19 protein-coding genes are annotated in these 13,962 nt (G+C 68.1%); 12 read left to right on the top strand and 7 right to left on the bottom strand.

Features of this window, described 5'->3' with window-relative positions:
• The first annotated feature begins 220 nt into the window (after nucleotides 1–220).
• From HXX10_RS07375 to HXX10_RS07325, 11 genes are all read left to right on the top strand, one after another.
• The gene (locus HXX10_RS07375; RefSeq protein WP_296521193.1) at nucleotides 221–787 is read left to right on the top strand and encodes a hypothetical protein; all 567 of its coding nucleotides are present in this window, start codon (nucleotides 221–223) and stop codon (nucleotides 785–787) included.
• Nucleotides 784–1,266: a hypothetical protein gene (locus HXX10_RS07370; RefSeq protein ID WP_296521191.1), complete on the top strand. Its 483-nt coding sequence runs from the start codon at nucleotides 784–786 to the stop codon at nucleotides 1,264–1,266. Before HXX10_RS07375 ends, HXX10_RS07370 begins: the two co-directional genes overlap by 4 nt.
• Nucleotides 1,263–1,532: a hypothetical protein gene (locus HXX10_RS07365; protein WP_296521189.1), complete on the top strand. Its 270-nt coding sequence runs from the start codon at nucleotides 1,263–1,265 to the stop codon at nucleotides 1,530–1,532. Before HXX10_RS07370 ends, HXX10_RS07365 begins: the two co-directional genes overlap by 4 nt.
• Nucleotides 1,529–2,041, top strand: coding sequence for an HD domain-containing protein (locus HXX10_RS07360; RefSeq protein WP_296521186.1), 513 nt, complete (start codon nucleotides 1,529–1,531; stop codon nucleotides 2,039–2,041). Before HXX10_RS07365 ends, HXX10_RS07360 begins: the two co-directional genes overlap by 4 nt.
• Entirely contained in the window at nucleotides 2,028–2,387 is a 360-nt protein-coding gene (locus HXX10_RS07355; RefSeq protein ID WP_296521184.1) for a VRR-NUC domain-containing protein, read from the top strand. Before HXX10_RS07360 ends, HXX10_RS07355 begins: the two co-directional genes overlap by 14 nt.
• Nucleotides 2,388–2,502: 115 nt before the next feature.
• Nucleotides 2,503–2,865, top strand: coding sequence for a helix-turn-helix domain-containing protein (locus tag HXX10_RS07350; RefSeq protein WP_296521183.1), 363 nt, complete (start codon nucleotides 2,503–2,505; stop codon nucleotides 2,863–2,865).
• Complete coding sequence (locus tag HXX10_RS07345) at nucleotides 2,856–3,338, top strand: TIGR02594 family protein (RefSeq protein WP_296521181.1); 483 nt, start codon at nucleotides 2,856–2,858, stop codon at nucleotides 3,336–3,338. The genes HXX10_RS07350 and HXX10_RS07345 overlap by 10 nt, the downstream gene beginning before the upstream one ends.
• On the top strand, nucleotides 3,335–3,535 hold the full coding sequence (locus HXX10_RS07340; protein WP_296521180.1) for a hypothetical protein: 201 nt from the start codon (nucleotides 3,335–3,337) through the stop codon (nucleotides 3,533–3,535). Before HXX10_RS07345 ends, HXX10_RS07340 begins: the two co-directional genes overlap by 4 nt.
• Complete coding sequence (locus HXX10_RS07335) at nucleotides 3,532–3,969, top strand: deaminase (RefSeq protein WP_296521179.1); 438 nt, start codon at nucleotides 3,532–3,534, stop codon at nucleotides 3,967–3,969. Before HXX10_RS07340 ends, HXX10_RS07335 begins: the two co-directional genes overlap by 4 nt.
• Complete coding sequence (locus HXX10_RS07330) at nucleotides 3,966–4,142, top strand: hypothetical protein (protein WP_296521176.1); 177 nt, start codon at nucleotides 3,966–3,968, stop codon at nucleotides 4,140–4,142. The genes HXX10_RS07335 and HXX10_RS07330 overlap by 4 nt, the downstream gene beginning before the upstream one ends.
• 154 nt (nucleotides 4,143–4,296) lie before the next feature.
• On the top strand, nucleotides 4,297–5,217 hold the full coding sequence (locus HXX10_RS07325; RefSeq protein WP_296521174.1) for a tyrosine-type recombinase/integrase: 921 nt from the start codon (nucleotides 4,297–4,299) through the stop codon (nucleotides 5,215–5,217).
• On the opposite strand, the gene HXX10_RS07320 is transcribed toward HXX10_RS07325, so the two are convergent.
• The 6 genes from HXX10_RS07320 to HXX10_RS07295 all read right to left on the bottom strand — a co-directional run bounded on the left by HXX10_RS07320 (nucleotide 5,218) and on the right by HXX10_RS07295 (nucleotide 9,567).
• Nucleotides 5,218–5,943, bottom strand: a complete 726-nt coding sequence (locus HXX10_RS07320; protein ID WP_296521172.1) for a YdcF family protein — start codon at nucleotides 5,941–5,943, stop codon at nucleotides 5,218–5,220.
• Between the two features lie 47 nt (nucleotides 5,944–5,990).
• Complete coding sequence (locus tag HXX10_RS07315) at nucleotides 5,991–6,185, bottom strand: hypothetical protein (RefSeq protein WP_296521170.1); 195 nt, start codon at nucleotides 6,183–6,185, stop codon at nucleotides 5,991–5,993.
• Nucleotides 6,186–6,342: 157 nt separating this feature from the next.
• Nucleotides 6,343–6,915 (bottom strand): VUT family protein, encoded by a 573-nt coding sequence (locus tag HXX10_RS07310; protein ID WP_296521169.1) that lies wholly within the window; start codon nucleotides 6,913–6,915, stop codon nucleotides 6,343–6,345.
• The gene (gene queC, locus HXX10_RS07305; RefSeq protein ID WP_296521465.1) at nucleotides 6,912–7,619 is read right to left on the bottom strand and encodes a 7-cyano-7-deazaguanine synthase QueC; all 708 of its coding nucleotides are present in this window, start codon (nucleotides 7,617–7,619) and stop codon (nucleotides 6,912–6,914) included. Before queC ends, HXX10_RS07310 begins: the two co-directional genes overlap by 4 nt.
• A 226-nt stretch (nucleotides 7,620–7,845) precedes the next feature.
• The gene (locus HXX10_RS07300) at nucleotides 7,846–8,664 is read right to left on the bottom strand and encodes an aldo/keto reductase (RefSeq protein ID WP_296521167.1); all 819 of its coding nucleotides are present in this window, start codon (nucleotides 8,662–8,664) and stop codon (nucleotides 7,846–7,848) included.
• 78 nt (nucleotides 8,665–8,742) lie between these two features.
• Entirely contained in the window at nucleotides 8,743–9,567 is an 825-nt protein-coding gene (locus tag HXX10_RS07295) for an aldo/keto reductase (protein WP_296521164.1), read from the bottom strand.
• 257 nt (nucleotides 9,568–9,824) lie between these two features.
• Between HXX10_RS07295 and HXX10_RS07290 the strand changes: the two genes are divergently transcribed.
• A complete protein-coding gene (locus HXX10_RS07290) occupies nucleotides 9,825–11,444 on the top strand; it encodes an inorganic phosphate transporter (protein ID WP_296521162.1) in 1,620 nt (539 codons plus the stop codon).
• A 104-nt stretch (nucleotides 11,445–11,548) separates the two neighbouring features.
• On the opposite strand, the gene HXX10_RS07285 is transcribed toward HXX10_RS07290, so the two are convergent.
• The gene (locus HXX10_RS07285) at nucleotides 11,549–13,843 is read right to left on the bottom strand and encodes a bifunctional diguanylate cyclase/phosphodiesterase (RefSeq protein WP_296521161.1); all 2,295 of its coding nucleotides are present in this window, start codon (nucleotides 13,841–13,843) and stop codon (nucleotides 11,549–11,551) included.
• Between the last annotated feature and the right edge of the window lie 119 nt (nucleotides 13,844–13,962).

Below are 13,962 nucleotides of genomic sequence, written 5' to 3'. Positions count from 1 at the left end.
GATCAAATCGGCAGTGAGGAGGATTGGGGTGGCATACGCCAAGGCGATAGAGGGGTCTGACCCCAAACGCGCAAAGCCTCTGGAGTGCATACAGCTACTGACTCGGGCGTGGTTCGGGATCCCCGCTGCGAGCACGAGTTACTGGGCTTCGTCGGACGATATCCAAGAGGCATTGCTAGCCTCCGGGTGTGGTTTCAACGACTCCACGCTTGGTGACGCTATGCATAAGCTGCACTATCGCCCAGGAAAAACCCCCATCAACGGGGTGCGTACTCGCATGTGGTGGCGCCTCTCAACTACAGGCTTCTTTGTACCCCACGGCGCCAGAATCTGCCCGAAGCCGCTCCATGCTGTCCCGGCAAAAGACGTGGGACATGCATCCAAGGATCTTGCGTCGATCCTCGCCGAGGCGTTCGCCGCGATTGACGGCCCCGTATGGGCCACGGCTGCTGATATTCAATCGTTTGTTCGCGCCAAGATCGGCTACTCGATCCCGTCGATGTGTGCCGGGAAGATTCTGCGGCGCATGGGGTTTGAGAATGAGACCCGGCAAGTGCCCCACTACAAGATGGCAAGAGTGTGGGGCCGCGGCGTTCAGGGCCGCCCACTGTCGGGCGCACCACGGGCCACACTAGTCTGTGGAGAATTTTACTCCGAAAGGAATCTGCAGGACGAAGGGCGCAAGGCTAGCGTTCTCCGGCGCCGAGACCGTCGCAACGCCGAGCGTGCCGCGTATGAACTACTGAATGAGATGAGCAAAACACACATCATGGAGCAGACAGCATGAGCCCCGCCATCAAACTCACTTTCAATAAAGACCCGCAAGGGCTGTTGCGGGACCTTCGCCTCTCAGAGCCTCGGGCTTCGGAAAGAGCAGTGCGGGACGCGATGATAGAGGTGATCGAGCGCGATCCGGGATTCCTCGGCCAGATTTTCACCTATTGGTGGTCAAACCACTACCGGCGGGCCGCGGTGGTCGAACCTAAGCCAAACACCGTCGTCTACGAGCCGCGCCCCATTGCGACTCGCGCAATCCCCGCCGAAAAGCCGGCGGAGCGCCGGGCCGCGATGGACTCTCACAAGGCGGCGTTTCGTGCGCTGATGGATCGCACACTCTCCATGACTTTCGGCGACTGTGCCCGGCACAGCGGATTCCTGCGCGAAGTTTCGAAGCACGGTCGGCCGAATGAGATCGTCGGCAAAAAGCTGACCGAGGGTGACCTGACGAACCTATGGAATCGCGTCGCGGCGGCGAGGGCCGCGTGAAGCAGTATCGCGATATACCGCTCGACGTGTTTAGCGCGTTCGAGCGGCTCGCCTTGGCGGCGAGAGCCGCGGGGTACTCTCGATATTCTGCCGACGCGGTGCTGCACCGCGTCCGGTGGGAGGCGCAGATTGAGCGCGGCAACCGGGCGTTTGTTTGCAACAACAATTGGACGTCCGTTTTGGCGCGGTGGTTCATGCGCAAACACCCGGAGGCTGATGGTTTCTTTGAACTGCGCGCCTCCCCCAACCGGACTCCCCACACATGACCGATCTCGTCAACGACGCCCGCATCTTCGCCCACGCTGCGCATGCGGCGATCGGGCAGCGGCGGAAGTACACCCACGAGCCCTACGCTCTCCACCCCGCCGCGGTCGCCGCGCTGGTGGAGAGCGTCCCTCACACTCCCGAGATGGTCGCCGCCGCGTGGCTGCACGACGTCGTCGAGGACACGCAGGTTTCGCTCTCCCTGATCGTGCACCTGTTCGGCGGGACGGTCGCGAGATACGTCGACCAGCTCACCAAACGATCGAAACCCGAGGACGGCAACCGCGCTGTCCGGATGGCGATCGATTTGGAGCACCTCGCGAAGGCGGACCCGCGCGTGAAGACGGTCAAGCTCGCGGACCTGATCGACAACACGAGATCGATCGCCGCCCGCGATCCGGAATTCTGGAAAGTCTACCGCGAGGAAAAGCGGGCGCTTCTGCGGGTGCTGACCATGGGCGACGCTGTCCTGTGGTGTCGGGCGATGGATCAAGTCTATGCCGAAGATTGACGAGTTCCAAATCCAGCGCGCGGTCTGCATCTTTCTCACGAAGCATGCACGTCCAGACGTTGTCTGGTGGCACACACCAAACGGCGGGCTGCGCGGCGCCGAGGAGGCGAAGCGGTTTAAGCAGATGGGTGTTCGGGCGGGCGTCCCGGATCTGCTCTTGCTTCGCCAAGGTCGGCTCTATGGCCTGGAGCTTAAACAGCCGGGCGGCCACCTATCCCCCTCGCAGGTGGCGTTACATCCGCAACTGCTCGCATCCGGGATGGCGGGTATCGCGACCGTCGACAATCTCGCCGCTGCCCGCATGCAGCTATTTGTTTGGGGCATTGTTGACAATCCGCATTTGTAATAATAGACAGCACGAGAAAGGCGCATCCATGCCCGACACACACCGAAGCGACCGCGATCCGTTGCGGTTGGAAGTCGCAAACCTCCGGAGTCAGCTCGCCGAGTCACAAGCTCGGGTGACCGAACTGTCGGCGGCGCTCTACGCGTCGGCGCACTCGTATATCGACCCTCGCGGCTTCACTCGCACCGAAGCCCCGATCGTCGCGACGCTGGCGAAGGAACTATCAGCGACGAAGCAGCAACTTCACGCCGCCATGTATCGCAGCCGGATCGATGCGGACGATCTGCCCGACCCCAAGATCGTGGACGTGATGGTGTGCAAGATTCGAAAGAAGCTCCCCGAGGGCTGCACGATCACGACGGTGTGGGGGTGGGGATACGAGGTCACCCCCGAGAGCGCCGCCATCCTGCGCACCCTCATCGCACAGCCCCGGCCGGTCGCCGGCAATCCCAACACCGGAGCCCCGACATGCGAATGATCCTCGCCGCCACCTTTGCGGCCACCGTGCTCGCCGCCACGCCCGTGGACGCTCGGCCCCGGCACCATGCGCACCACATCCACCACCGGCACCATGCGCACGCGCCGCGCTCGTTCGATACCACCACCGGCGGCGCCGCCTACGGCACGGGGCTGGGGGTGGTCGACGCGATGCGCCGGCACCTCGGCAGCAATCCGACCGGGTGGGCGCGCGTGTGGTGCGGGCGCATGCTCGACATGGCGCTGCGCAGCGCCGGCCACGCGCCCGGCTCCCCGGTCGCTCGCGCGTATGCGAGCTATGGTCGTCCGGCTGCCGGCCCGGCGCCGGGCGTCATCGCCGTGTGGCCCCACCACGTGGGCGTCGTCACGGCCGTGGAGGGCGGCCGGATCCGAATGATCTCGGGCAACGACGGGCGCCGCGTCCGCGAGCGTGTGCGATCGACAGCCGGCGTGATCGCCTGGAGGGTGCCATGACCCCGGTCCTGCTCGTCGTGGCCAGCCTCGCGGCGGCCCCGATCGTGCCGCCGAGTCAGTTCTGCACCGCGGTACGCGCCTTCGTCGCCGAGGTCGGATCTCAGTCGGCGGCCGAGGATCTCGCCCGCGCGAACGGCGCGGACAGCGATTTCATCCGGCGCGCTCGCGCGTGCCTTGAGCGGAAGGCCGTCCGATGACGCACGATTGGGACGCCCGATTCCTCGCGCTCGCGGCGCACGTCGCGGGCTGGTCAAAGGATCCGAGCACGAAGTGCGGCGCCGTGCTCGTCCGGCCGGATCGCACGATCGCCGGCCTCGGATACAATGGATTCCCCCGTGGGTGCGATGATGATCCGCGGCTCTACGCGGACCGGGACGCGAAGCTGGAGCGGGTGGTTCACGCCGAAATGAACGCGATCCTGTCGGCCTCCGGGCCGGTGCGGGGCTGCACGCTTTACGTCCACCCGTTCTTGTCCTGCGCCCGGTGCGCCGCCCACGTCATCCAGGCCGGGATCGTCCGCGTGGTCGCGCCGACCTATTCTGATGAGCAGTGGACCCGGTGGGGCGACAGCTTCATGGCGGCAATGACGCTCTATAGGGAGGCCGGCGTCGTGGTCCGGACCGCCGAGTGAGCCGCACCCCGGCCAAGGTCACGCAAGCCGACGTCGCCCGCGCGCTGCGGGCGGCGATGCAGACGGGCGCGGGGTCCGTGCTGGTGCGGCCGGACGGCACGATCGAAATCATGCTGACAGCCGGCCCAGCGGCAGCGCCGCCCGTGGACGATCTCGGGCCGATCGTACTATAGTAAGGGCATGCCCCGTCCTCGATCGCCTAATCTGCACAAAGAAACCACCCGCCACGGCCGAACCGTATGGTACGTGCGCCCCGATAGGGGCGCCCGGATTCGCCTCCGTGCTGAATTCGGAACCCCGGAGTTTAAGGCCGAATACCAAGCCGCCATGGCGGGTACCCCGGCACCCTCCGCCCGCGGCAAGCGATCAGTGACGCCGGGGTCGCTCGCGTGGCTGATCGGCCTTTACCGCGAGGCGCCCGCCTGGACAAACCTAGAACCCGTCACTCGCCAGAAATATGGGCTGGTGCTGCAGCACGTCGTCGACTCTGCCGGGCACCACCCGGCCAAGTCAATCGGGCGCAAAGAGGTCGTGGCTGGTCGTGACCGGCGAGGCCCATCGGCAGGCCGCCACTATCTCAACGCGATGCGCGGCCTGTTCAAATGGGCGATCGACGCGGAGCACCTCGTCGTTAACCCCACCGCGGGCGTGGTGGCGCCCCCCTCGACTCGCAAGGGCGGATTCCCCGCGTGGACGGATGACGAGGTGGCGGCCTTTGCGAAGCACTGGCCGCTCGGCACCCGAGAGCGCGTACTCTTTGACATCCTCCGATACACCGGGTTCCGGCGCTCCGATGCGGTGCTATTCGGGCCGCAACACGTCCAAGGGGGCGTGATTCGACTCACGACAATAAAAACTCACGAGGACGTTACAATTAACCTACACCCGGCCTTGGCCGAGACCTTGGCAGCCGGCCCCTTGGGTAAAGAGAGCTTTTTCGCCGGGCTACATGGCGAGACTATGTCTAGGATTGGGGCAGGCAACCGCTTTACCAAAGCCTGCCGAGATGCGGGCGTTGAGAAGTCCGCGCACGGACTCCGCAAATGGTATGCTGCGCATCTAGCTAATGGAGGCGCGACCACCAGTGAGCTGCAGGCAGCCTGCGGCTGGACTACTGAAAAGATGGCCAACCACTATACCCGTAGCGCCGATCGCGAGCGCCTCGGGCTGTCCGGATCCGCCCGCGCTATTCCCGCACCCCCCCAAAAGTGCGGGAGCGACGCCGAAAATATCAACGAAAACAACTAGTTATAAAGCCGTGTCGGTGCGCCGCAGCCCGTCGCCGACCGACGGGAACGGCCGTAAGGCATCGCTTGCGCCGCGGGTGCGAAAATCGACCGGGTAAGGCTCGACATCGAACCCCGCCTTGCGGAACACGCCGATGGCGCGCGGCATGTGATAGGCCGAGGTGACCAAGAGCCAGCGCTCGCCCGGCTTCGGTTGGGCGATCGCTTTGGAGAGCACCGCGTTCTCCACCGTGTTGCGCGAGCGATCCTCGGCGATCAGATGTTGGCGCGGCACGCCGAGATCGGCGAGCAGGCGCAGCGCCACGGTCGACTCGTTGCCCTCGGCGAGCAGGAAGCCGGCATCGCCGCCCGAATGGACGATGCGGGCGCCGGGATGCCGAAGCGCCAGCGCGGCCGTGGCGGTGAGCCGCTCGGCCGCCTCGTTGAGCACCACGGTGTCGCGCGCCTCGGCGACGTCGGGCGAGACGCTGCCGCCCAGCACGACGATGCCGGCGACCTCGCCCGTATCCGTTGCTTGCGGAAAGCGCCCCTCGAGCGGCACCAGAAGCGCGTTGCCGACCGGCGACCAGCCGAGCGCGGCGACGAGCAGCAGGCTCGCCACCACGAGCCGGCGCCCCGTGTGCTGCCAGCGCGTCGCCAGCAGCACGACACCGACCAGGCCGAGCACGACCACGAGGTTCGACGGCAGGGCGAAGAAGCCCAGGAGCTTCGACACCGGGAAGAACATGGCCCCCTCCTCGCTCGGCGCCGCCGGCCGGCCGGCCGCGTGATCGTTCAGCAGGCGCGCGATCGCCAGGCGCCGTAGCGGGCCTCGGCCTCGCCGTCGGGCGGAGAGAGGCCCGGCAGCCGCACGCCGCGCTCCACCTCGGTGAACACCCAGCTCTCGTGGAGCTCGTGCTCGGCGCCCTCGTGGGCGACGAGCTCGACCAGCTCCTTGGGGATCACCACGGCGCCGTCCTCGTCCACCACGATGACGTCGTCCGGGAAGATGGCGACGCCGCCGCAGCCGGAATCCAGACGCGATCCCGGAGCCTGCCGCTGGATTCCGGGTTCGCACCGGAGCCTGCACTCGGACGGCGCGTAGCGCCGATCCGGGTGGTGCGCCCCGGAATGGCGGCCGGAAGCCTCACGCCGGCGAGAGGCCGAGGCGCTCGTCGCGCCGGCGCAGCCAGATCACGAACGGGATCGACAGCAGCACCATCCAGGCCTTGCCGACCACCTGGCCGGCCAGGAAATCGAGCGAGCCGAAGGCGAGCCAGAGGAACAGGAGCGAGTCGACGACGAGGCCGACGAGGCCGGAGGCGATCACGGCCGTGACCATGCGGCGCCGCGCGAGCGGCGTGTAGACGGCGAGGTCGGCCATCTCGGAGACGAGGAACGCCGCGGCCGAGGCGATCACCAGGGCGGGCGGCGCCAGCAGGGCCGACAGCAGCGCCCCGATCAGCACGGCGACGACCGAGACGAGGACGCCGAGGCGGCGCTGGACGAGGTCGCGCAGCACCAGGGCGACGCCGACCATCAGCACGCCGGAGGGCGCGGAAAGGCCCGGCAGCACCGGCACCAGGCACGGCCCGTGCGGCACGCAGGTCGTTCCGGCGTGCTGGATCAGCCAGTTGGCGAGCGGAATCGTCAACGCGAAGAGCGCAAGGAAGACAAGGCCTTCGGTACGGCGGCGGAGATCGGGGGTGAACGGCGTCAACGGCTGGACATCCATCTTTCGAAACCATCGGCCCGCAACCGGCAGGCCGGGCAGGTGCCGCAGCCATAGCCCCAGGGGTGGCGGACCGAGCGGTCGCCGACATAGCAGGTGTGGGTGTCTTCGAGAAGCACGTCGACGAAGGGCTGCCCGCCGAGTTGCTCGGCCAGCGCGAAGGTCGCGGCCTTGTCGATCCACATCAGCGGGGTGTGGAGGACGAAGCGGCGCGCCATCCCCAGATTGAGCGCGAGCTGCATGGCCTTGATGGTGTCGTCGCGGCAGTCCGGATAGCCCGAATAGTCGGTCTCGCACATGCCGGCGACGAGGTGGCGGGCGCCCCGCCGATAGGCCAGCGCCCCCGCGAAGGCGAGGAACACCAGGTTGCGGCCGGGCACGAAGGTGGTCGGCAGGCCGTCGGTGGAAATCTCGATCGCGGTCTCGCGGGTCAGCGCCGTCTCCGAGATGGCGGCGAGCCCGTCGAGCGGGACCATGTGGTCCTCGCCGAGCCGCTCGGCCCAAACGGGGTCGAGCGCCGCAATCTTTTCGCGCACGCGCGGGCGGACATCGAGCTCGACGGCGTGGCGCTGGCCATAGGCGAAGCCGATGGTCTCGACCCGCGAAAAGCGCGCCAGCGCCCAGGCGAGGCAGACGGTCGAATCCTGCCCGCCGGAGAACAGCACCAGGGCGGTCTCGTCGGTCCCGGTCATCGGCTCGGCCGCGATCCCGCCGCCGGCCACCGCCCTCGTCCTGAGGAGCGGCCGCAGGCCGCGTCTCGAAGGGCGGGGGCGGCCCCATAGTTCGAGACGCGCTCCTGGGGAGCGCTCCTCACCATGAGGCCCGGAGGGATCGAGACCGCGATCAGGGTCTTCACGGCTCGGCTCCACGCTGGCGTTTGTCTGCTCGCACCGCCCGCGTCGTCCCGGCCGGACGCCATCAGTCCCATTTCGGCGCCCCGCTCCAGTCGACGATGCGGCCGCCCGGACGGGCGAGCGCGCGAATCGCCGCCATCTCGTCGTCCGTCAGGACAAAGTCGAAGATGTCCAGGTTCTCGGTCAGCCGGTCGAGCCGGGCCGTGCGCGGGATGACGACGCCGCCCTCCTGGACGATGAAGCGCAGGCTCACCTGGGCGGGCGACTTGCCGTGCGCCGCCGCGACGTCGCGCATCACCTGATCGGACAAGACGGCGCCGCGCCCCATCGGGCTGTAGGCGACGACGGCCATGTCGTGGCGCCGGCAGGCGGCCACCACCTTGGACTGGTCGAGATGCGGGTGCCATTCGATCTGGTTGACGACCAGCGGTTCGCTCGCGTGCTTCACGGCCTCGTCGAGCAGCGCCACCGTGAAGTTCGACACGCCGATGTTCCGGGCGAAGCCGACCTGCTTCATCTTGCACAGCGCCCCGATGGTCTCGGCGAGCGAGATGCGCGGGTTCGGCCAGTGCACCAGCAGGAGGTCGACCTCGGACAGGCGCAGCCGCGCCAGGCTCGCCTTGGTGGCGCGCTCCAGCTCGCGCGGAGCGAGATGATCGGGCCAGATCTTGGTGGTGACGAAGACCTCGGCGCGACGCAGCCCGGAAGAGCGGATGCCGTCGCCGACCTCGCGCTCGTTCTCGTAGACCTCGGCCGTGTCGATCAGCTTGTAGCCGGCCCGCAGGGCCTGCTCGACCGTGCGTGCGCAGCTTCGGCCCTTCAGCTCCCAGGTGCCGAGACCGACGGCCGGGATGGTGGCCCCGTTGGCAGAGACGAACTCCATTCCGTACCTTCCTTCCGGCGAGGCCACCTGCGCCAGGATCCGCTGGTGCACCCGCCGCGAACGTCCTGGGCGCGCCGATCAGGCGGCATCCCATTGAGGCGCATGGGGCGGGCTCACCAGACGGCCGTTCGGCTTGCGCAGCGCGGCGATCTCGGCCATCTCGCCGTCGCTCAGGGTGAAATCGAACACCGCGAGGTTCTCGGGCAGCCGCGCCCGGCTCGCGGTGCGCGGGATCGGGATGATCCCCTGCTGCACCAGCCAGCGCAGCGCCACCTGCGAGGCGCTCTTGCCGTGCGCCGCGCCGATCCGCTGCAGCGTCTCGTCCGACGGGACGCCGCCGCGCGCCAGCGGGCAATAGGCCGTCACCGCCAGTCCGTGCCTGCGACAGGTGTCGATCACGCGGCGCTGGTCGATATAGGGGTGCACCTCGATCTGGTTGGTGACCAGCGGCACGGTCGCGAGCCGCACCGCCTCCTCGATCATCGGCATGGTGAAGTTGGCGATGCCGACATGGCGGGCGCGCCGGTCGGCCGCCGCCTTGCACAGCGACGCCATGGTGCCGGCGAGCGACACATTGGCGTTCGGCCAGTGGATCAGCAGGAGGTCGACATAGGACTGGTCGAGCTTCTTCAGGCTCTCGTCGAACGAGCGCTCGAAATCGCCGGGAGCGAGATTGCTGTGCCAGACCTTGGTGGTGAGAAAGACGTCCTCGCGCTTCAGCCCGGAGGCCTTCAGGCCCTGCCCGACCTCCGCCTCGTTGCCGTACATCTGCGCCGTGTCGAGGTGCCGATAGCCCAATCCGAGCGCGGCGGAGACGATCTCGACACAGACATCGCCCTTGAGCGTCATGGTCCCGAGCCCGATGGCTGGAATGCGCGCCCCGTTGGCTTCGACGACCTGCATGCTTTCACTCCCTGGATGTCAGCGACCGGCCGTCGTCGGGGCACCGTCCCGGGACGACCCCTGGCGACGGCGTCGCGGCCGGGGGGAAGCCGGCGCTTCCCCTTGGGCGAAGGAGAGCAGATCGGCGCGCAGCCGCAAAGCCCCTTGCCGGTAGCATCGTGACATCGCCAAGCGGATATCACCGAAAAACGGACTGTCACGGAAGTGCAAAGCGATCCCGCCAGAATGGGTTAACCATTCTGCAGCAGAGGACCGACATGGCCGATCTCGCACTCTCGGGTACATCCGACCTCCCGAAAACCACCGTCAAGCCGAAGCTGGACAGCGGCTTCAACCCGCTCACGGCGATCCTGTTCTTCGGGGCGCTCGCGGCCGGCCTCCTGTTCGTCGCCTACAGCCTTTATGTCGACGTCGGCGAGTCCGGCACCCAAACCACCACCTACCTGCCCTATCTGCTGCTCATCGTCGCCCTGCTGATCGCCCTCGGCTTCGAGTTCGTCAACGGCTTCCACGACACCGCCAATGCGGTGGCGACCGTGATCTACACGCATTCGATGCCGGCAAACGTCGCGGTCGTGTGGTCGGGCGCCTTCAACTTTCTCGGCGTGCTGCTGTCGTCCGGCGCCGTGGCCTTCGGCATCGTGTCGCTGTTGCCGGTCGAGCTGATCCTGCAGGTCGGCAGCAGCGCCGGCTTCGCCATGGTGTTCGCCCTGTTGATCGCCGCCATCATCTGGAACCTCGGAACCTGGTGGCTCGGCCTGCCGGCATCGAGCTCGCACACCCTGATCGGCTCGATCATCGGGGTCGGCATCGCCAATGCGCTGGCCCGCGGCCAGGACGGCACCTCGGGGGTCGACTGGACCAAGGCGACCGAGATCGGCTGGTCGCTGCTGCTGTCGCCGCTGTTCGGCTTCGTCATGGCGGGGCTGCTGCTGCTGGTCCTCAAATTCGTCGTCCGCAACCCGAGCCTCTATGCCGAGCCGAAGGGCGCCGCCCCGCCGCCCTGGTGGATCCGCGGCATCCTGATCTTCACCTGCACCGGGGTGAGCTTCGCGCACGGCTCCAACGACGGGCAGAAGGGCATGGGCCTGATCATGCTGATCCTGATCGGCACGATCCCGACCGCCTACGCGCTCAACCGCGCCATGCCGGCGAGCCAGATGGTCGAGTTCCGCACCACCTCGGCGGCGGCTGCGGCCGTCATCCAGTCCAAGGCGGCCGGCCACAGCGTTCTCGGCAATCCGCGCCCGGCCGTGACGCTCTTCGTCGCCCAGCGCAAGATCAACGAGGGTACCTATCCATCGCTCGCCGTGCTGGTGCGCGAGATCAGCCAGCAGGTGGAGACCTACGGCTCGATCGCCAAGGTGCCGGCCGAGGCGGTCGGCAACACCCGCAACGACATGTATCTGGCCTCGGAGGCGATCCGGTTCCTGATGAAGGACAAGGAGAACGATCTCTCCAAGCAGGAGGTCGCGACCCTCAACGCCTACAAGAAGTCCCTCGACGACGCGACCAAGTTCATCCCGCTCTGGGTCAAGGTGGCGGTGGCGATCGCGCTCGGGCTCGGCACCATGATCGGCTGGAAGCGCATCGTCGTGACGGTCGGCGAGAAGATCGGCAAGAGCCACCTCACCTATGCGCAGGGCGCCTCGGCCGAGCTGGTGGCGGCCGGCACCATCGCGGCAGCCGACATGTTCGGCCTGCCGGTGTCGACCACCCATGTGCTGTCCTCCGGCGTCGCCGGAACGATGGCGGCCAACGGCTCCGGCCTGCAGATGGCGACGGTGCGCAACCTGCTGCTCGCCTGGGTGTTGACCCTGCCGGCCGCCATCACGCTGTCGGCGACCCTCTACATCGTGTTCCTGAACATCTTCTGAGAATGAGGCGGCGCGGCGCCGCCCGGCGCCGCGTCACCCTTCCGCTCGCCGGGGTGCGATACGACCGCGAGCCGACCTGCCGTCGGGGAACACACGCGGCCCGGTCAAGGATCCACGCCGTTGGCGAGGTCGTCGCCCTCGTCACTCTCGTTGGCCTCGTCCGAAGTCCCGGAGCTGCCGCGGCGGGTGATCTCCAAGAAGGCCTCGGCCGGCATCGGCCGGGCGAACAGAAAGCCCTGCATCTCGTCGCAGCCGGCGAGCCGCAGCAACAGCCGCTGCTCCTCGGTCTCGACGCCCTCGGCCAGCACGCTCAAGCCCAGCGCGCGCCCGAGCGCGACGATCGCCTGCAGGATCACGCCGCCATTGGCGGAGCGGCCGAGCGGCGCGACGAACTCGCGGTCGATCTTCAGCTTGTCGATCGGCAGCCGGCGCAGATAGCTGAGGCTCGAATAGCCCGAGCCGAAATCGTCGAGCGCGATCTTCACGCCGAGGGCGCGCAGCTCCTTGAGCCGCTGCTTGGCCTCCTCGGGATTGTCGATGAGGACGCCCTCGGTGATCTCCAGCACCACCCGCGACGGCTCGATCCCGCTCTCGGCGAGCGCGCTCGACACCGAGCGCAACAACCCGCGGTCGCGCACCTGGATAGGCGACAGGTTGATGGCGATGAACAGCTCTGGCCAGTCGTGGGCGTCGGCGAGCGCCCGCTTGAGGACGAAGTCGCCCAGCTCGATCATCAGGCCGGCCTGCTCGGCGACCGCGACGAAGACGCTCGGCGGGATGTTGCCGCGCAGCTCATGGCGCCAGCGCAGCAGCGCCTCGGCGCCGACCATGCGCAGTCCGTCGCCGGCGACGATCGGCTGGTAGTAGACCGACAGCCCGCCCTGGGCGAGCGCGCGGCGCAGCTCCTGCTCGATGAAGCGGCGCTCGTTGATCTCCTCCTCGAGCCCGTGATGGAAGGCGAGGACGCGGCCGCGGCCGACCTTCTTGGCGGCGCGGGCGGCGAGGTCGGCGCGGCGGATCAGCTCGTGCGGGCTGTCGCCGTCGCGCGGCGCCAGTGCCAGACCGACGCTGGCGGTGACGCGGACGAGCTGTCCGCGGATGTGGAACGGCGCAGCGAGGCTGTGGGCGCAGGCGTTGGCCGCCTCGACGGCGGCAGCGCCGTTCCGCACCGTCATCACGGCGGCGAACTCGTCGCCGTCGATGCGGCCGATCTCGGCGCCCTCCGGCAGCGCGGCACGCAGCCGATCGGACGCCTCGGCGATCAGCCGGTCGCCGATGTCGTGGCCGAGAACCTCGTTCACCTCCTTGAACGAATCGAGGTCGATGCAGGCGAAGACGACGCTCTGGTCCGGTTCGCGCGCCTTCAGGGCGTGCCCCAGCAGCGCGATGATCTTGCGCCGGTTCGGCATGCCGGTAAGAGGGTCCTCCTGGGCGATGCGGCGCAGCTCGACCTCGATCTGCTCGAGCCCGCCGGCGGCACGGCGGATCTGATAGAGCGACAGGCCGGCGAAGCCGAGGAAGGCCAACCCGCCGAGGGCCGGAAGCAGCCACAACCAGCCGGGTGCGCCGGTTTCGACGGGCGCCTCCCAGCCGAACCAGCCGATGATGCGGCCGCGCGAATCCGTCTGCGAATGCAGTGGGCCGCGCACCGCGCCCGGTTCGGTCTCGAAACGCAGGCTGCGCACCCCGGCGGTCTCGCCCACCCCGGAGACCAGGGTCTCGTCCATCGGGGCCACCAGCACCAGCGTGAGCGACGGCGTGCCGCCGGCAGTGCCGCGCCCGACCCGAGCGACGGCCGCGACGGCGGGCTGCTGCTCGATGAGGACGATCTCGGTGTGGACCGGCACGGTCCGGTCGACCAGGGCGACCTCGGCGCGCGAGCCGGGGCGCGACGGCCGGGTTTCCGCCCGGAAGGTCTCGACCACGGGTGTCAGCGCGGCCGGCACCCGGCGCAGCTCCGACGGATAGGAGGCGGCCAGCGAGCCGTCGTTGCGGATCAGATAGGCGGCGCGGTGATGGAAGCGCGGCAGGCCGGTCGGCGCGAGCTGCCGTTCGATGTCGAGCGGCAGCACGTCGGAAGCCCCGGACGCCGAAATAGACTGGGCACGGCGCAGCGCGTGGTCGCCGAACACGGTACGGAACTCGCCGAAGGCCCGGGACACGCCGGCCCGCGTCCGCTCGATCGCCACGCTCTCGTCGGGCCCGGCGACCAGATAGAGCACCGCACCGACCGAGACGAGCCCGCAGGCCAGCGCAGCGGCCAGCGCCAGAAGGGATCCGGATACCGGCCGCGCCGCCCGCGCCCAGGCACGTGGCGCCGTTCCCCGCTCCGCCTCTCCGGCGGCGCGCTGGTTCGAACGGTCCGAAACGTTTTCGCCGCTGCCGCCAGCGGAACCCATAAAACCACCTTCGCGGTCGTTCAGACCCACAATCCTAACAGACGGCGAGTTAAGACTTAGTCAGCATAGGCCCTATTGGTGATCATTTCAGACGATTGGAATGACCGCGGCGGAGCTCT

This window comes from Rhodoplanes sp., from assembly GCF_013377085.1.
In the GTDB taxonomy this organism is placed as follows: domain Bacteria; phylum Pseudomonadota; class Alphaproteobacteria; order Rhizobiales; family Xanthobacteraceae; genus Rhodoplanes.
The sequence above is the reverse complement of the archived record's forward strand: the minus strand, read 5'-3'. Positions and strand labels throughout refer to the sequence as shown.